The 17,072-nt window shown below is 63.7% G+C and carries 16 protein-coding genes; 10 read left to right on the forward strand and 6 right to left on the reverse strand.

Annotation, left to right across the window (positions count from 1 at the left end):
• Nucleotides 1–62: 62 nt before the first annotated feature.
• Entirely contained in the window at nt 63–977 is a 915-nt protein-coding gene (locus KK7_RS0105195) for a LysR family transcriptional regulator (protein ID WP_029622851.1), read from the forward strand.
• Here the strand turns inward: KK7_RS0105195 and KK7_RS20115 are convergent.
• Together KK7_RS20115 and KK7_RS0105205 are read right to left on the reverse strand one after the other, a co-directional pair.
• Nucleotides 974–2,158: a sensor histidine kinase gene (locus KK7_RS20115; RefSeq protein WP_010543581.1), complete on the reverse strand. Its 1,185-nt coding sequence runs from the start codon at nt 2,156–2,158 to the stop codon at nt 974–976. The two genes, KK7_RS0105195 and KK7_RS20115, sit on opposite strands and share 4 nt — an antisense overlap.
• Nucleotides 2,143–2,832, reverse strand: a complete 690-nt coding sequence (locus KK7_RS0105205) for a response regulator (protein ID WP_010543582.1) — start codon at nt 2,830–2,832, stop codon at nt 2,143–2,145. The genes KK7_RS20115 and KK7_RS0105205 overlap by 16 nt, the downstream gene beginning before the upstream one ends.
• 158 nt (nt 2,833–2,990) lie before the next feature.
• Between KK7_RS0105205 and KK7_RS0105210 the strand changes: the two genes are divergently transcribed.
• From KK7_RS0105210 to KK7_RS0105230, 5 genes are all read left to right on the forward strand, one after another.
• On the forward strand, nt 2,991–3,668 hold the full coding sequence (locus KK7_RS0105210) for an outer membrane protein (RefSeq protein WP_010543583.1): 678 nt from the start codon (nt 2,991–2,993) through the stop codon (nt 3,666–3,668).
• Between the two features lie 63 nt (nt 3,669–3,731).
• Complete coding sequence (locus KK7_RS0105215) at nt 3,732–4,241, forward strand: DUF2141 domain-containing protein (protein WP_010543584.1); 510 nt, start codon at nt 3,732–3,734, stop codon at nt 4,239–4,241.
• Complete coding sequence (locus KK7_RS22820; RefSeq protein ID WP_157999979.1) at nt 4,238–4,414, forward strand: hypothetical protein; 177 nt, start codon at nt 4,238–4,240, stop codon at nt 4,412–4,414. Before KK7_RS0105215 ends, KK7_RS22820 begins: the two co-directional genes overlap by 4 nt.
• 334 nt (nt 4,415–4,748) lie before the next feature.
• A complete protein-coding gene (locus tag KK7_RS0105225) occupies nt 4,749–6,272 on the forward strand; it encodes a M61 metallopeptidase family protein (RefSeq protein ID WP_010543585.1) in 1,524 nt (507 codons plus the stop codon).
• Nucleotides 6,269–7,015 carry an SDR family NAD(P)-dependent oxidoreductase gene (locus KK7_RS0105230; RefSeq protein ID WP_029622853.1) on the forward strand — a complete coding sequence of 249 codons (747 nt, stop codon included), beginning with the start codon at nt 6,269–6,271 and terminating at the stop codon, nt 7,013–7,015. The genes KK7_RS0105225 and KK7_RS0105230 overlap by 4 nt, the downstream gene beginning before the upstream one ends.
• Before the next feature lie 73 nt (nt 7,016–7,088).
• Here the strand turns inward: KK7_RS0105230 and KK7_RS0105235 are convergent, their stop codons facing one another.
• Nucleotides 7,089–8,525, reverse strand: coding sequence for an NAD-dependent succinate-semialdehyde dehydrogenase (locus tag KK7_RS0105235; protein WP_010543587.1), 1,437 nt, complete (start codon nt 8,523–8,525; stop codon nt 7,089–7,091).
• Between the two features lie 339 nt (nt 8,526–8,864).
• Between KK7_RS0105235 and KK7_RS0105240 the strand changes: the two genes are divergently transcribed.
• The 3 genes from KK7_RS0105240 to KK7_RS21480 are packed head-to-tail and all read left to right on the forward strand — an operon-like array spanning nt 8,865 to nt 10,963.
• Nucleotides 8,865–9,452, forward strand: coding sequence for a recombinase family protein (locus KK7_RS0105240; protein ID WP_010543588.1), 588 nt, complete (start codon nt 8,865–8,867; stop codon nt 9,450–9,452).
• 19 nt (nt 9,453–9,471) lie between these two features.
• The gene (locus KK7_RS21475; protein WP_029622855.1) at nt 9,472–10,395 is read left to right on the forward strand and encodes an AAA family ATPase; all 924 of its coding nucleotides are present in this window, start codon (nt 9,472–9,474) and stop codon (nt 10,393–10,395) included.
• 40 nt (nt 10,396–10,435) lie between these two features.
• The gene (locus KK7_RS21480; RefSeq protein ID WP_029622857.1) at nt 10,436–10,963 is read left to right on the forward strand and encodes a hypothetical protein; all 528 of its coding nucleotides are present in this window, start codon (nt 10,436–10,438) and stop codon (nt 10,961–10,963) included.
• A gap of 722 nt (nt 10,964–11,685) precedes the next feature.
• Here the strand turns inward: KK7_RS21480 and KK7_RS22465 are convergent.
• From KK7_RS22465 to KK7_RS20130, 3 genes are read right to left on the reverse strand one after another with little or no spacing between them, the layout of a single operon-like run.
• Nucleotides 11,686–12,114, reverse strand: a complete 429-nt coding sequence (locus KK7_RS22465; protein WP_138983911.1) for a hypothetical protein — start codon at nt 12,112–12,114, stop codon at nt 11,686–11,688.
• Nucleotides 12,111–16,298: an RHS repeat domain-containing protein gene (locus tag KK7_RS21790; RefSeq protein ID WP_083836038.1), complete on the reverse strand. Its 4,188-nt coding sequence runs from the start codon at nt 16,296–16,298 to the stop codon at nt 12,111–12,113. The genes KK7_RS22465 and KK7_RS21790 overlap by 4 nt, the downstream gene beginning before the upstream one ends.
• A 31-nt stretch (nt 16,299–16,329) precedes the next feature.
• Nucleotides 16,330–16,539, reverse strand: coding sequence for a hypothetical protein (locus KK7_RS20130; RefSeq protein ID WP_010543590.1), 210 nt, complete (start codon nt 16,537–16,539; stop codon nt 16,330–16,332).
• Nucleotides 16,540–16,763: 224 nt separating this feature from the next.
• Between KK7_RS20130 and KK7_RS0105265 the strand changes: the two genes are divergently transcribed.
• Complete coding sequence (locus tag KK7_RS0105265; protein WP_010543591.1) at nt 16,764–17,072, forward strand: TrbC/VirB2 family protein; 309 nt, start codon at nt 16,764–16,766, stop codon at nt 17,070–17,072.

A 17,072-nucleotide genomic window follows, 5' to 3' on the forward strand; every position in this document is an offset into this window, starting at 1 on the left:
GGACAGGCTATCCCGTATGTGATCGAATCGACGTCCGGCAGGAATGCGATTAAGCCGGCACCATGAGACGCGAAGAACTAGTCGATCTGAGCGCGTTCATGGCGGTCGCCGAGGAACAGAATTTCACCAGGGCAGCCGCGAAGCTGGGCACCTCCCAGTCCGCGCTCAGCCACACGGTCCGACGGCTGGAAACGCGCCTCGGCGTGAGGCTGCTGACCCGAACGACGCGCAGCGTGGCCCCCACGGAAGCGGGCGAGCGGCTGCTGGCAACCTTGCGGCCGGCACTGGGCGCGATCGGCGACCAGCTGGCGGCCATCAGCGAACTTCGCGATCGGCCCTCCGGCACCATTCGCATCACCGCAGGCGATCATGCCGCGCGGACCGTGCTCTGGCCGGTGATTGCCCGGCTGCTGCCCGACTATCCGGAGGTCCATGTCGAGATCAGCGTCGACGGCGCCTTTGCCGACATCGTCGCCGAGCGATTCGATGCGGGTGTCCGTCTGGGCGAGGCGCTGGCCAAGGACATGATCGCGGTCCGGATCAGTCCGGAGCTTCGCATGGTGGTGGTCGCGTCGCCCGCCTATCTCGCGCGGGCCGGCACGCCGCAGACCCCGCAGGATCTCGCCCAGCATCGCTGCATCAACCGCCGCATGCTGGGGTCGGGCGGCCTCTATGCCTGGGAACTGGAGAAGGACGGACACGAACTCCGGGTGCGGGTCGAGGGGCAGCTCACGCTCAACACGAGCGATCTCATCCGCCGCGCGGCGCTCGCGGGCCTTGGCCTCGCCTTCGTGATGGAGGACGAGGTCGCCGGGGATCTCGCGGCCGGCACGTTGCAATGCGTGCTGGAGGACTGGTGTCCGCCCTTCCCGGGATATCATCTCTATTACACCAGCAAGCGCCAGCCTTCTGCCGCGTTTTCGGTATTCGTCAACGCGCTGCGTGCGCAGCTTCGAACGCTGGAAAACAGCGCCTAGGCCGCGCGCGACGGCGTGGCTTCGCGCGACGCACCCCCTTGCGGGAGGACGATCCTGAACACCGCGCCACTGCGGTCGGTCCGGTTCTGGGCGAAGATGCTGCCCCGGTGCGCTTCGACCAGCTTGGCGGTCAGCGTCAGCCCCAGCCCGCTGCCCGGCTTGCCTTCCAGGCGGTCGGCCCGCGAGCGCCAGAAGGGGATGAACATCTGGCGGACGTCCTGCTCGGCAAAGCCGGGGCCCTCGTCCGCAACCTCGATCGTCACGTTGGTGCCGGTCACCGCGCTGATGACGCGGATCGTGCCGCCGGGCGGGCTGTGCTTCACGGCGTTGGTAAGCAGGTTGAGGACGATCTGGCTGAGCCGAACGGGGTCGCCGGAGACCCGCCCCCCGGCATAATGTTCGTCGAACCGGATGCCCGCCGCCTCCTCGCCGCCGCGCAGGTCGGCGACGCAGGCACGCAGCACATCGTCCACCGCGAGCACGCGCCGGTCCAGCGCCAGCTCGCCGGCATCGGCATGGGCGAGCGTCTTGAGGTCCTCGACGATGCGGCCGAGATGCTCGACCTGCCGCAGCAGCCGCTGCGCCTCGGACGGGGTGGCGGGAATCATCTGGTCGGCGATGCCGTGCAGCCGGGCCTTCAGGATGGTGAGCGGGGTCCGCAACTCATGGGTGACCCCGGCGGTGAAGATCGTTCGCTCGCGTTCATAGGCGTCGATATCGGAGGCCATGCGGTTGAAGCTCTCGATCAGCTGACCGACTTCGCCCGAAACGCCGCCCTGCTCGACCCGGATCGCGCGATCGCCCGCCGCCACGCCCGCGGCAGCCTCGGCAACGGCGATGATCGGCCGGCTGATGCGGCGGGCGAGCAGCACCGCCACCGCACCGCCGCTGACGATCGAGATTACCCCGATGCTGAGCACGAAGCCGAAATCGCCGAGGTCCAGCGGTTCCCCGCCATAGCGTTCGAACAGCGCGAAATAGCGCGAACTGCCCTTGAGCCCATGGGCGACGAGATCGAGCAGTTCCGCCCGCGCTTCGGGCGGCATGTGCTTCATCATCACGTGCAGCTGGAAATAGGCCGCGCCGAAATAGCCGATCAGCCCCACCGCCATGGTGATCGTGGTCATGATGCCCGCGAGCATCAGCATCCGCGCGACGATGCTGTTCAGCAGTCGAGCCACAGCCGGTATCCCACGCCGCGAACCGGCTCGATCATGTCGGCACAGCCCGAGGCGGCGAGCTTCTGGCGCAGGTTGGAGACATGGCTGTCGACCACCCGGTCATAGGCGTCGCTGTCGGGCGAGACGGCGTCGAGCAGCTCCGCGCGCGAAAAGGCGCGGCGCGGATGCCGGGCCATGTGCGCGAGGATGCCGAATTCGCTGGGGGTCAACTGCAGACGGTTTCGGACGTCGCCGTCAACGACCGTCCCGCTGCGGGCATCGAGATCGATCTCGAGCGCGCCCAGCGTCAGCACCCGCCGCGCCGAGGCCCCACGCGCGCGCCGCAGCACCGCGCGGATCCGCTCGACGACTTCGGAAGGGTTGAACGGCTTCACCACATAATCGTCGGCACCGATCCGCAACGAGGACAATTTGGTCACCTCGTCGTCCACCGCGGTCACCATGATCACCGGCGTGTCGACCTTGCGGCGCATCGCGGTGAGCACGTCGAGCCCATCGCCGCCGGGCAGGCCGATGTCGAGCAGCACCAGATCGGGCTGGAACTGGCCGTGCTGGCGCAGCGCCTCCTGGAAGGTGGTCGCGCGGGCGACGGTGAAGCCGCCGTTTTCAACATAGAGTGCGAGTATCTCGGCAATCTCGCGTTCGTCTTCGACAATCAGAATTCGGTCGCTCATTTCCAGCCTCTCGGCGCTCTTATGGCACGGCCGTGTCGAGAAACGGTGAAGCCCGTCTCGATCGTTTCTCGATCGCTCGCGCAATTTCCCTTGATGCCCCGCGGCTAGAGCCAGGGCCGCAGCCGGCGCGCTTCCGCCGGCCCAACAAGGAAAACAGCATGTCGCGTACCCTCCCCGCCATCCTGCTCGCCGGCTTCGGCCTGCTGGCCATCCACCCGGCAGAGGCGCAGGACGCCAAGGACAAGGGCATCTATGCCGTAGCCCGCGTCGGCGGTGTCATCCAGCCCGATCAGAAGCTGGATCGCAACGGCCTGCCCACCGTGACGATCGACGAGACGACCAAGTACAAGACCGGCATCACCGGCGAGATCGGCGCCGGCTACGACTTCGGCATGGTCCGCGTCGAGCAGACGATCGGCTATACCAACCTCAAGCTCGACCGGGACAAGGCGCAGGACGGCGGCTTCAGCGCCAACGGCCGCGCCAAGATGTTCACCGCGACGGTGAACGCCTATGTCGACATCCCGCTCAGCCGCACCTTCCAGCCCTATGTCGGCGGCGGCATCGGCGTGTCCCGCGTCGACGCCAACCTGTCCCGCGTCAACACCGCGACCCGCATCGGCAGCGGCTATTCGGGCAAGGACTGGGGCATGACCTGGCACGCCGATGCCGGGCTCGGCATCCGGATGAACGACAAGATGACGGTCGAGGTCGGCGGGCGCTATTCGCGTACCGGCAAGCTGGCGTTCGACGGCCAGGCCGCCGGTGTCGGCACCACCTACGAACCGCAGCTCAACGCCGTCTCCGGCACGGTCGGCCTGCGCTACAAGTTCTGAACCCCGTTCCCGGCACGGGGCCTTACGCCCTTGCGCCTTCTCCCTCGATATAAGGATTTTCGCATGCATCGCACCCTCCTTGGGCTTACCGCCCTTGCCGGCCTGCTCGTTTCGCCCGCCGCCCTCGCCCAGGCCGATGGCTGCGGGCCGAGCAACCCCAATGCCGTCCGCGGCGAGATCGTCGGTCTGAAGGACCGCACCGGCCGGCTGCTGGTCGAGCTGTTCGCCCCCACCGACGACGGCTTCCTGAAGGGCGACACCCGCTCGCAGGAGCATCCCAGCGCGCTGCGCCGGCTGTGGATCACGCCGCCCGCCACCGGCCCGGTGACGGTCTGCCTCGCAGCCCCCTCGGCCGGCCGCTATGCGCTGCTCGTCACCCATGACCGCGACGGCACCCCGAAGTTCAGCGTCGGCAAGGACGGCCTCGCCCTGCCCGGCACCACCCGTCTCGGCCGCCACCGGCCGCAGCTGGTCGAGACGCTGATCAACGTGGACGCGGCCGGCCGCCCGCTGACGCTGCGCATGCAGTATCTGAAGGGGCTGGCAGGCTTCGCGCCGGCATCCGACCAGTGACCCAGACCGGCGCCCGCCGCGTGCTTCTGGCACTCGTCGCGGTCGCCTTCTTCCTCGCACTCGACAGCACCGTGCGCGCCGTGCTGCACGACGAGATGGTCAGTGCCATTGCGGCGCTCACCGCATGCCTGTTGCTGATCTCGTTCCTGCGCCTGGGCAGATCCTCTGGCTAGCGCGTGCGGCCATGCGGCGGGCCTTGGTCACAACGCGCACCGACCGGCCTGCCGCAATGCTGTCGAACCGAGCCATTACGCTTTCGCATCATTTTCCGCCGCAGCTTCTTCGGGAACCCTCCTTCATGATTTCCTCGCCTTTGCGAACTGCGACCGTCTGTTTCACTGCCTCGCTGCTGGTCGGTACCGCCCTGCCCACGCGCGCTGCCGCCCCCGCCTCGCCGCGGATCGATGCGACCTTTACGCCGCATGTCGCCCCGTCCGGAAAGGCGGACGGCGTCGAGATCCGCTACGTCGCCCAGGGGCTGACCCCGGGCAAGCCGCTCGACTTGCAATGGGACCTGCTGGTGCCCTCCCCAGGTCGGTCTACCGACGACGTGCAGGCCCTGGTCGTCCGCGATCGCCGCGGCGTGCTGGCGCTGCACAGCACGACCGACGATGCCGCGGGGATGCGCCACTATGTGAGCGATCGTGCACCGGTGGGCGCGGTCACCGTGCAGTACCGCGTGCCGGTGGCGATGGCGATACCGCCGAAGGGACGCGGGCCGCACCGCGAGATGAGGCGGCCGGAAACGGCATCACGACCAGCGGCGACGGCTTTCTGCTGCTGCCGGCCTGGAAGGGCACGATCACCCTTCAGGCGCACTGGAACCTGCCCAAGACCTTCTCGGCATCGAGCAGCTTCGGCGACGGCGACTTCACCGCGACGCGGGACATCGCCGATATTCTCGATGCCTTTTATGTCGCGGGCAGGCTGCGGCGCTTTCCCGGCCCCGATGGCGCGCAGGGCTTCAACGCCGCCGGGCTCGGCCAGACCGATATCGACCTGCAGGCGCTGTTCCGCTGGTCGGCACAGGAGTACGACATCGTGCGCCAGGCCTTTGGCGGGGCAAAGGGGCACAGCTTCCGCGCCTTCTACCGCAGCTATGACGGCGGCCGCCCGGACAGCGGCCGCGCCAATGGCGACGGCATCCTGCTCTACCTGATGCCCCGGCACACCGAAGCCGATGCGATGTTCGACAAGAAAGCGCTGATGGCGCACGAGATCGTCCATGTCTGGCAGCCGCGCATGGCGGAGGAAGACGGCGAGGACACGCTGTGGTTCACCGAGGGGTCGGCGAATTACTACGCCGCCACCCTCCCCTTCGAACACGGGCTGATGACGGCCGCGGAATATGCCACGCTGATCAACCAATATGGCATGGAATATTACGGGAATGCGCTGCGCAACATTCGCAATGCGGACATTCCGAACAAGATGTGGTCTGCCCCCGATGCCTGGACGATCCCCTATGATCGCGGCGCGCTGTACTTCGCCGACCTCGATGCGCGGGTACGCAGCCATAGCGGAGGCAAGACCACGCTGCTCGACCTGTTCAAGGCGTTCGCGGCGCTGCGCAAGGCGGGCAAGCCCTATGGGCCCAAGGCCTGGCGCGCGCTGGTCGAGGCCGAGGCCGGACCCGAGGCGGCGTCGGCCTTCGACGCGATGCTCGCCGGTGGAACGATCCTGCCCGCCCCCGGCGCCTTCGGCCCGTGCGTGCAGGGCCGCGCGCTTCGGATCGGGGTGTTCGATCTCAACTATCGCAAGAAGAAGGGCACCAACGTCATCGAAACCGTCCTGCCCGGCTCCAACGCCGAAAAGGCGGGACTGCAGGTTGGCGACGTGCTGGCCGGCAATGCCGATCTGGAGCCGGCCTTCACCGATCTCGACCGGGTGGTCGCCATCCCGATCCAGCGCAACGGGGTGAACATGATGATCCGCTACGTGCCGCGCCACGGCAGCGTGGAAGCGATGCGGTGGGAGCCGGTGAACACGCCGGAATGCAAGGCGCGATCGGCACCGAACGGAGCGCAATGATGCAGCATGATTTCCATCGCCGCCGGGCGGTCGTGACCGGCGCCGGCTCCGGCATCGGCAGGGCCACGGCGCTCGCACTCGCCTGGGCCGGGGCGATCGTCGTCGCCGTCGACACCGCCGAGGCCCGGCTGGCCGCGGTGGAGCGCCTGGGCGGTTCGGAGATTCACGCCCTCGTCACCGACATCACCGATCCGGTGGCACCGGCGCAGATCCTGGCGCGGGCCGGCGGTCGGGTCGACGTGCTAATCAACGTCGCGGGCATCATGGACGGCTTCCTCGCCGCCCATGAGGTCGACGACGAGACCTGGGACCGGGTGCTCGCCGTCAACCTGACCGCGCCGCAGCGGCTGATGCGGGCGGTCCTGCCCGGCATGCTGGAGGCCGGGCGCGGCACGATCGTCAATGTCGCGTCCGAGGCGGGGCTGAAGGGCGGCTGCGCCGGCGCGGCCTATACCGCCTCCAAGCACGGCCTGGTCGGCCTCACCCGCAACACCGCCTTCCTCTATGCGACCAAGGGCATCCGGGTAAACGCGGTCGCACCGGGCCCGGTGGAAACCGGGCTGCGGCCGGACTTCAAGTCCAGCCTCGCGGCCGAGCGCCTGCCCGACCTGCTCAAGGCCTCGACCAGCGGCATCGCCACGGCGGAGCAGATCGCCGAGGCGGTGCTGTGGCTGGCCGGGCCGGCGAGCGGCAACGTCACCGGCGCGATCCTCGCCTCCGACGGGGGATGGTCGGCCGCCTGACCGACCACCCCGCAACAAAAACGGCGCGCATCCTACGATGCGCGCCGCCCTTGGGACCCGATGGTTCGGGGTATCAGCCGAAATTGGCGAACTTGGTCACCAGATAGGCGTCGATACCCTCGGTGCCGTTCTCGCTGCCATAGCCGCTCTGCTTGACGCCGCCGAACGGCGCTTCCGGCATGCCGAAATAATAGGTGTTGATGCCCACCATGCCGCTTTCGAGGCTGTCGGCGAGCTGGTTGGCACGCGACAGCGAGGCGGTGAAGGCATAGGAGGCCAGGCCGTACGGCAGGCGGTTGGCCTTCTCGATCGCTTCCTCGACCGTGGAGAAGCGCGAGATGATGGCGACCGGGCCGAACGGCTCGTCGTTCATGATCTTCGCGGTTTCCGGCACGTCGACCAGCACCGTCGGCTCCCACAGATAGCCCGCATCGCCGATGCGCTTGCCGCCGGTGGTGATCTTGCCGCCATTGGCCACCGCGTCGCCGATCAGCCGCTCCATCGCATGCAGCCGGCGCTCGTTGGCGAGCGGGCCCATGTTGGTTTCGGGATCGAGGCCGCTGCCGACCTTGATCGCGCCGGCGGCGGCGGTGAACTTCTCGACGAACGCGTCATAGACCGAGTCCTGCACGTAGAAGCGGGTCGGCCCGATGCAGCTGGCGCCGGCGGCAAAATACTTGTTCGGCACCGAGAAGGCGACGACGGTATCGATATCGGCATCGTCGCAGACGATCACTGGGGCGTGGCCGCCCAGTTCCATCGTCACCGGCGTCACGTTCTGGGCGGCCAGCGCGGCGAGCTGCTTGCCGACCGGCTCCGGACCGGTGAACGAGACCTTGCGGATGATCGGCGAGGAGATCAGCGTGGTCGAGATCATCGCCGGATCGCCCAGCACGACGTTCAGCACGCCGGCCGGCAGGCCCGCATCGGCAAAGGCTTCCGCGATCATCAGGCAGGTCGCGGGGGTTTCCTCGGACGGCTTGATGATCATCGAGCAGCCGGCGGCCAGCGCCGCGGCGATCTTGCGGCCGGTCAGCAGCGCCGGCACGTTCCACGGCGCGAACGCCGCGACCGGGCCGACCGGCTCGCGCGCGATGATGGCGCGGCCGTTGGGCAGGCGCGATTCGACCGTACGGCCATAGATGCGCTTGGCCTCCTCGCCGGCCCAGACCATCGACTGGACGGTCAGGTTCATTTCCATCTGCGCTTCCGCCAGCGGCTTGCCGACTTCGAGGGTCAGCATCATCGCGAACTGCTCGATCCGCTCCTTGATCAGCGCGGTCGCGTTGAGGATGATCTCCGAACGCTCCCAGGCCGGCACCTTGCGCCACTGCTGGAACGCGCGCTGCGAGGATTCGAGCGCGGCCTGCAGGTCCGCCGCCGTCGCGTGCGGCATCGCGCCGAGCACGCTGCCGTCAAAGGGGTTCAGGATGTCGCTGGTCGCGCGACCGTCGCCCGACAGCTTCTGGCCGTCGATCCACTGGTAGAGGGGGATATAGCTGGAACTCACCGAACGTCTCCATGTCGAGCGCGCACGACCTCGTGGCCCGAAATGGCGGGCGCGAGTTGCCGCGAAGGGGAGCGGCCGTTCGCGGGTCGGTTCCGGCTCGGGGCGAAATGACACCCTAACTGCCGCCGTCGCGCGGAACGCTGCGCCCGGCACCGCGCGTCTCCGAACGATTCCGTGATCTGACGTACGGCCGAGACCCGGAAAGCGTCCATAAACGGTATCTCGAGATTTTTAGACGGCCAGAGTTTGTGGACTGTATTTATGGACACCAAAACACATGATTTGCGGTTCGGCGCCCCTCCGTCCATAAACCGAACGGATTATGGACGGAGGAAATGAATGCCCGACGTGCTCGGCTATGCCCGGGTGTCGACCCGCGATCAGGATCTGGAAGTCCAGCGCCGGCGCCTCCTGGGCGAGGGCGGGGCGATCAAGGTGTTCGAGGACACCATCTCGGGCAAGCGCTTCGATCGGCCCGGGCTTGCAGAGATGCTCGACTTCAGCCGCCCCGGCGACACGATCTGCGTGGTCCGGCTGGACCGCCTCGGCCGCTCGCTCAAGGAATTGCTCGAAACGATCGAGCTCTTCAAATCCCGAGGGCTGGCGTTCCGGTCGCTGGAGGAGGGGCTTGATACCGGGTCGGCGGCGGGCGAACTCGTCTTCCACGTCTTCGGCGCGATTGCACATTTCGAGCGGCGCCTGATCGTGGAGCGAACGCAGGACGGCATCGCCGCTGCCCGCGCGCGTGGAAAGGTGCCGGGACGACCGCCACTTGATGCGGAAACGCGTGCATCTGCGCTCAAACTGATCGAAGCTGGTGTTCGGCCTGCACAAGCGGCGAAGCAGCTTGGGCTCGGGCGGTCGACCATTTACCGGGAGTTGGCGCTGATGCGCGGCGCGCCTGCAGATGTACCTAATCCCGTTTAGGCCTGCCGGCGATGCGACGATGGAGGCCGAAGGGCGCAACCAGGGCCGTGCCATCGACCCATGGCTGGACCGAGGGGCAGAAGGCGGCGACCCTCAAGCTGCTCCAGTCCACTTCCGCCGCACCGGCCTCCAGGGCCATGCCGGCACCGCCAAGACCACCACCGTCCTCAAGGCCGTCGCCGACACCGCGCGCAGGCAGGGGCTGACCGTGCGCGCGCTCGCCACCAACGGGAATGCCGCCAAGGTTCTGGGCGATGCCATCGGGGTCGAGTCGGAGACCGTTGCCAGGATGCTTGTCCGGGGGAGCGAGCCCTGCGAACCGGACAGCGAGGTCTGGATCGTCGACGAGGCTTCCATAGTGTCGGCGCGCGATACGCAGCGGCTGATCGCGCGTGCCCGCGACGTGCAGGCCAGGCTGATCCTCGTCGGCGATGTCCAGCAGCTCGGCAGCGTCGAGGCGGGCCGCGCCTTCGGGCAGCTCCGCGAAGCCGGCATGGAGACCGCTGTGCTCGACGAAATCGTGCGCCAGTCCAACCTGCACACCCGCAAGGCGGTTGAGGCGATGCTGGCGGGCGATGCCGCCGCCGCGTTCGAGGCGCTCGATGCCGGCGGCGGTGCCATCGTCGAGCATGCCGAAGACGATATCCGCCATGCCCCGATCGCGCGGGATTTCGTCAAGCTCTCGCCCGAGGAACGCGCCGCCACGCTGGTCCTGGATCCCACCCGCGAGGGGCGGCAGCGGCTGACGGAATCGATCCGGCTCGCGCTGGTTCGCGACGGCACGCTGCGCGAGGAGGCGATGGTCACATCCGTGCTGGAGCCGGTGGGGCTGAGTCGCGCCGAAGCGCAACGCCGGCAGCTATCAACCCGGGCAGATCGTTACCTTCCGCAAAGGTGCCGGCAAGGGTCAACCGCGCCCCGGCATCGGCTACCGCGTCGATAGCGTCGACGCCAACGCCGACGCCGACGCCGACGCGGGCACCGTGCGGCTGCTCGGCCCCAAGGGCAAGCCGCTCACCTGGTTGCCGGCAGTGGCAGGCGGCGACCAGGCCGAGGCGCTCGTCGAGGTGGCCCAGGAGTTCCGCACCGGAGACCGGGTCCAGTTCACCCGCAACAACTATGCCGCCAAGCGCCTCAACGGCCATGGCGCCACCGTGGTCGCGCTCGATGTGGCGGGCGGCACCATGCTGGTCGAGCGACACCAGGACGGGCAGCGCCAGCAGCTCGACATGGAGAAGCTCGCCGATCGCCACATCCGTCCCGGGTGGGTGCAGACCATCCACGCCGCGCAGGGCGCCACCGCTGAGCGGGTGATGGCGCATCTGGAGTCCTTCCGCACCAACACCGTGGACACCCGCGCGGCCTATGTTGCCATCAGCCGCGCGCGGTCCCATGCCGCCCTCTACACCGACAGCCGCGCCAAGCTCGCCGAGGCCCTCGGCCTGCGCGATGGGGCGCAGGTCGGGGCTACGGCTGCCCATACTACATTATTTTTCCACGCGCGACAATAATTGTGGGACCATCGCGTAATTCGACCGCAGTTCCCTCACTTAATTGGGGCTCAACCTTATCATAGAGGATGCCAAGTGTAATGGAACCCCTCTCCCCCGCCCCCAAGCAAACATCACACCTCAATATCCGGCCTGGATAAAATGTTCCATCTAGTAAAATATTTGGTGCCCAAGGCGATTTTCCTAGGATGATTTTTGAATCCGAAACCACTTCAATGGTCGCCTGAAACTCTAGCGCTGCCATTACCTACACCTCATAAGCGTCCGAATACCAGACCGAGCTGCATCATTGTTTACACTCTGAAGAGGGCCAGCTCGGAATGCCACAGCCGCATGACCGACGTCCGAGAACTTTTCACCACCTGCTAGTGTGTTGGCAGTAATTCTAGTAGACACTATCGATACAGTACCTTCCCAACCAGACGCAATAACCGAATTAGCGTACCAACGAGCATCAGCGGCAGAGAGCCAGAACTGCTTCGTTTCTCCTCCACCCGGTAGTAGCTGAAATGTGTTCGTTGACCTGATTCCCGCATATTCGACGTTGCCAACAACTCTATAGATATCGATGCTTGGTTGAGGCGTGTCGCCACTTAGCAGTAATGCAGACCCGAGCGCTGCAAGAACGCTTAGTACAGTTGTTCCAGCGGTAGCCGTTGCTGCTTCTCCGACAACTGCCGCAGGTGCTAAGAATCCACTAGAAGGGCAACCACTTTGCGGCGTTAAATTTCTACCCCAGCGCCTAAAACGAATGATTCTATGTGGCGCTTCATTTCCTTAATTGAAGTCAGCATCTGCTCTCGAGAGAAGAGAGCCAGTTCATTATGAAATGCCGCCAGGAGCTCTCCATTCACGTTTACAACAGAAACCTGATCTTTGTCGATTAAAATTCTCGCCATAGGATAGAAAGAAAACTCTAGATCGTGACTCTCCCCTGAATAAATCTTGTCAAATTCGTCACAAATATCAATATATATTTGATACAGAGTTGATTGCCCATAGCTTATAATTACATCACCGAATACAAAATTGCACACATAGCTCGTATTTTGCAAATCAAATTGGGTCACATCGAGTGTGCTATCTTCATGAAGATCCAATATTTTAGCAACGGGGAGCGGCGGTAGTATCTCGATATAAAACTGTCTCATCGAGGGCATCCCGGATATGCGGTTACAAGAAGTGCCTCATTCCTACCAGTTGCTGTCTTTCTACCCGTAATGGTGTAAATCGCAGTAATATACTGTGTTTTTAGGCCAGATATCATGTCGGTCCCTACGACCATTCCGGTCGCCCCCGTAACTCGAATTGACCGACCTGCCCGGCCGCCAGCACTCGCAGGCACGGCAATGCTGCCTTCGGTCACACCCTGAACGGCTGCCAGTACGGCGACCGGCGAGTTGATATCGCCACCGAAGGCGCTCTTTGCGGAATTTGGTGCGTGCTTCAGATACGCCGCAGCGGACGCGGCAAGCGCCTGGGCAGGGTCCACTTCGAACGGCAAGGGAGGTCCAGACAGTTTATCGGTAGCCTTGGCATAGCATCTTGTTTCGAGATTTTGCGGCCCGTCACTGTTTCCTCCAACCTCGCTCGGCGCTGGCTGGCCATGCAGAAGGCTAATAAACGGAGACTCATGAAATAAGGTTCCTAAGCCTCTGAGCGGGTCGACCTTGGGTTCCCACTTCTTGCCAGTTACAACGATTTCGTCGTCCTCGAGGCCAAGAGGGTCTATTTTGTTAATAGGATCTCCACCGACATAGTTATACCAGTTTAATCCATCCGAGTAACCTATTGGATCTGTTTGCATGAAGCGGCCAAGACCCGGCGAGTAAATCCGGGCTTTGTAGTCGTACATGCCTAGTTCCGGGATCCACTTCTGCCCGGTGTATTGAAATCGGCCCTGATTGCCTGATCCGGGGATGCCGTACTCGTCATAGCGGTTAACGAAGATGGGATTGCCGTTGCCATCGGTAGCCGCAACGACGCTGCCGCGCTCGTCCGTGTGCAACCAGCGCCGGTCACTCGTGCCAGCACCCTCGTACCAGATGAGCGGCTCGTCCGTGCCTGGGCCAAACACATAGCGCCGCAGCAACGCGCCAGTCGCCTGGTTGGTCTCCGCCAGCATGTCCGTGCCATCATAGGTGAAAGTGGTGTTCACCGGCCCGCCGCTGACGTTGAACAAGCGTCCGAGCGGATCGTACGCCATGTACGCGCTGGGACCGGTGGCGAGCTGATTATCCAACGTGTACGCATATGTCTGACCGCCTGAGTTGTTCAGGTTGCCGCGCGCATCGTATCCAAATCCGACCCCTCCCGCGCTCGTATACTGATTGAGACCGTTTACGGCATATCCCCGATCTACGTTGACGGCTCCGTTCCATGCATAGGCGTCGTTCTGTGCCGTTCGGCTCACGATCTGCCCTACCGAGTTATAAGTTAGTCCGACCGACTGATCGTAGGCGCTGCCGGCGAGATCGATCCCCATGGAGGTGAGACGTGAGACCGGGTCGTAGCTGTAGGTCGTGCTGGTTCCATTGCCGCGCGTGAGGCTCGTGCGGCGCCCGAGACTGTCATAGCCGAAGCTCGCCAGCACAAATCCCCCATTCTCTCTAATGACGGTGATTGCGGCAAGATTGTTGTACTCGTACGTCACGAAGAAACCATCGCCCCAGGTCAGCCTCGTGCGGCGACTTGCTGCGTCATACTCGGAACTCGCGTTCCCGAAACCATACCAGTTATCCGTCTGATTACGACGGCGGCCGAGCGCGTCATAGGTGAAGGAAAGCGTCCGACCGTTCGAATCGGTTGCTGACGTCATGCGTCCAAGAAGGTCATATCCATAGGACTGATCGGTTTCCCAATAGACATTGTTCGGGCGATCTTTGTACGTTAGGCGGTTGAGGCTGTCATACGCGTACCCGATCGATTGGCCATCCCGACGCCGGCGCGCGGTCACGTTCCCCGCCGCATCGTACGTGAGCTGTTCATAGCTGCCGTCTACGAAGCTTGTCGTTGCCTGGCGATCGTGGCCATCGTACCCATAGGTGGTGGTGTTACCGTTTCCGTCCTTCACCCAGAGGACGCGCCCGTTGTCGCTATAACCCTGCTGGAAATCGTCAGCGACCTCTGCGGTGCCGACCCCGCGCGTGACCTTCGTCGCCCGGTTGAGTCCATCATAGGCGGTTTGCGTCACGCGATCCGGCCCATTTGGCCCACCGGTCTGGTACGGGGAGCAGCTGCCTGCCTGCGGCCCCCAGTTGGCGGGGTTCATGTATTGGATGGTACAGGTCTGGTTGCCAACACCGTCATAGAGATAGTCTGCAACCGTGTAGGTGGTGCCGGCGGCGGCAACGGTCGCCCTGATGACGCGATCAGCGGCATTGTAACTGTTCGTGCTTCGGCTGGCCTCGGCGAAGCCGTTCCAAGACGCATCGGAATCATCCGTAACCGTCCCTTCGGCCGCCCATTCAAGCCGCCCAAAACCGTCGTAATTCAACTTCTTTGCCGCTCGGACGAGCGGCCCCGCGCCATCGGGATCAGGGTACACCACACCCAGTACCCGGCGATCTGCATCGTAACGGTAGCGAGTTACGTCGACCGAACCTGGTAGGGGGCCATCGACCGACATGGCATTGCCGATCGCATCATAACTCGTGGTCGTGCTACTTGCGACGCTCCCGTCACCAGCCGCGACAGTCACGCTCGTCACGTTGAGCGCGCTGTCATAGCTGATTGTTTGTCTTGTCTCGTTGGCGCTGTTGACGCACTGCTCGGCCGCGCCAGTGCTGCAGGTCGAGACACCCGTCAAAAGCGAGACGCCAGCGCTGTTGGTGGTGTAGCTGTACCGGACCTCTGGCCGTGCCGACGCACCTGCAGGCTGGGGTGGCTTAACCCTGGCGATTAGGCCGGTTGCCGGATCATATTCATAGTTTGTGACACTGCCCCTGGCATCCGTGGTCGTCGCGGGGCTGTTGCACGATGGGCTGTCGCAAGTCGCCGGGAATGTTGCACTCTGCACGATGTCGGGCATACCGGAGCCCGGCTTGGCCCGCATTCTTGTTTCAGTGACATTGCCGCGAGAGTCGTAGCTGTACAGGACCTTGTTCCCTTCAGGGAAAGTAACTTCCTGTGGCCTGCTCAGCCCGTCCCACTGATAGGATGTCGTTTTGCTCAAAGCGTTGGTTACCGATGTCGGTCGATATTTGTTCAGGTCAGAAACGACGGTTGTTTGGCGACCCAGGGCATCCGTTACGACCATCGTCGCAGTCGAGCCGGCAACCGTGCGACTGTAGTTGGTGGTAATACCGTCTCGGGTCACCGATGTAACGTTTCCGCCGGAACGCGTGATCGTCGTTGTGTTGCTGGAAGCGCCCGGACGGCGTACGGCCGTAATTGACAGCTGCGAACCGGTGATCTGCCACGTTTTCCCACCTGGCGTTGTGATCGTGTAGACCCCTACCGCTGGGTTGCCGTACGTTACGGTGCCGACGGTGGAGGATCCGCTTTGCAGGGTCGCGCTGATCTTCCTGAACCAATCGGGAACAGGCCCGTTGTTGCCAGCATAGTTCCAAGAAATCGCGTAGCCAGCCGAGTTACTGACCCCACCAAGCCGCCATGAAAACGTACAATTCGGTCCGCTATCGATTGGAGCCTGATCGCAGTTCTCGTAAATGTTCCAGTCCAGCGTTACCGTCATATCAGTCTTGCCTGATATCGACGTCGGCAGCAGCGTGCAGTTATAGCGATTGCTGTCGTCGCAGATATTGGAAAGGCCACCATATCCACCTACAGGATTTGCGAACACGATTTCCGTGCCATCCAGCGTCCTGTAAATGATAGTGTTGCCCACGAAATTCAACGTCGCCCCAGTCCCACGCGCGGAGGTCAGGTTCGAGTTGTAGAAGTTGTCGAATGACAGGCCGAGATTCACGACATAGTTGGTTGTGCCGCCTGCTCCCTGGGTTTGATAGAGGCTTATCTGCGACCAGTTATCGATTTGGCCGTCATGAGCGATCAGGGGAAGTTTCGCTTGTCCTGATCCAAGCACTGCGATGGGTATCCGGAGGGAGAACTGGCCTGTCGTGAGATCAACACCGTTTTCATCCAGATTCGGGTGCGGAGAAGATTGCGCCAAAGCCGGCGCGCCGAGGCCAACCGATAGAATGGTGGTAATGCAGAGGCTGACACGCCGCGCGTTCTTCAGCCAAGACGCGGACACAGCCTCCCCCGTCGAAACGAATTGCCGTCGAGGATCCCGTGAACCCACTTGAGTGACCCCGACGAGACTGCGCGCAAAATGCCGCCCAGAGACGGACCTAATGGCCAACGCCTTCATGCAACTCTCCCCATTTATGAAATTGCGCCTGTCAGCGGACGCCCGTTACCTTGACGTTGCTCCGGTTGTCCGCCCTGTCGAGGGTGTACTGCGTTTGAACGCCATTATTGACGGAGCCAGAGCGCACCACCCGAACAAGCCGCCCTTTAGCATCGTACGTGTAGGTCACCGTCTCTGCGGCAATCGCGGCACTACCGGAGAACATAGATGCCAGCATGAAGAACACGCGAATGAAGCCCATGTCTTTACCCCCTCATGCTCGCTGGAGATACTGGCAAAATCAGCCGCTACATACCTAGTTTCAACAGCGATTCGATCGAACCTCTCATAAGAGCAAATCCGTTGCAATGGGCGATTGCAAACGGTTCCGCACTAGAGAATATAGTGCAGCACCGGGTAGAGCACTTGGCTCAACATCCTGAACGCTTAGGGTTAGTTGGGGAGGGGGTCAGCAGACTTATGCAAATGAAAGCATTGAAGAAATCTGTTTTCGTCATGCTCCTGCTGCCGTTACCGGCTTACGCGCAGGAAAGCGTTGCTGATCCTGCCGGCTCAGGTGTCCTTGTTTCGGCGGTGCACTGGCTGCAGGGCACGTTGCTCGGTACCGTCGCAACGGTGGTTGCGGTTATCGCGGTAGCCATGGTCGGCTTCCTGATGCTCACTGGCCGCATCAACTGGCGCTACGGCGCGACCGTGATCCTCGGCTGCTTCATCCTGTTCGGTGCCGCCAGCATCGTCGCCGGCATCCAGTCCACCGCCCAGCTCGGCCAGTGA

It is taken from the genome of Sphingomonas elodea ATCC 31461, from assembly GCF_000226955.1.
Lineage (GTDB): Bacteria > Pseudomonadota > Alphaproteobacteria > Sphingomonadales > Sphingomonadaceae > Sphingomonas > Sphingomonas elodea.

Coding starts and splice junctions, on each gene's coding strand:
- KK7_RS22465 (WP_138983911.1), bottom strand. CDS start 12,114: ATGAGACAGTTTTATATCGAGATACTACCGCCGCTCCCCGTTGCTAAA.
- KK7_RS21475 (WP_029622855.1), top strand. CDS start 9,472: ATGGAGGCCGAAGGGCGCAACCAGGGCCGTGCCATCGACCCATGGCTG.
- KK7_RS0105225 (WP_010543585.1), top strand. CDS start 4,749: ATGGGACCTGCTGGTGCCCTCCCCAGGTCGGTCTACCGACGACGTGCA.
- KK7_RS20130 (WP_010543590.1), bottom strand. CDS start 16,539: ATGGGCTTCATTCGCGTGTTCTTCATGCTGGCATCTATGTTCTCCGGT.
- KK7_RS0105215 (WP_010543584.1), top strand. CDS start 3,732: ATGCATCGCACCCTCCTTGGGCTTACCGCCCTTGCCGGCCTGCTCGTT.
- KK7_RS21790 (WP_083836038.1), bottom strand. CDS start 16,298: ATGAAGGCGTTGGCCATTAGGTCCGTCTCTGGGCGGCATTTTGCGCGC.
- KK7_RS0105230 (WP_029622853.1), top strand. CDS start 6,269: ATGATGCAGCATGATTTCCATCGCCGCCGGGCGGTCGTGACCGGCGCC.
- KK7_RS0105240 (WP_010543588.1), top strand. CDS start 8,865: ATGCCCGACGTGCTCGGCTATGCCCGGGTGTCGACCCGCGATCAGGAT.
- KK7_RS0105265 (WP_010543591.1), top strand. CDS start 16,764: ATGAAAGCATTGAAGAAATCTGTTTTCGTCATGCTCCTGCTGCCGTTA.
- KK7_RS0105205 (WP_010543582.1), bottom strand. CDS start 2,832: ATGAGCGACCGAATTCTGATTGTCGAAGACGAACGCGAGATTGCCGAG.
- KK7_RS0105210 (WP_010543583.1), top strand. CDS start 2,991: ATGTCGCGTACCCTCCCCGCCATCCTGCTCGCCGGCTTCGGCCTGCTG.
- KK7_RS0105195 (WP_029622851.1), top strand. CDS start 63: ATGAGACGCGAAGAACTAGTCGATCTGAGCGCGTTCATGGCGGTCGCC.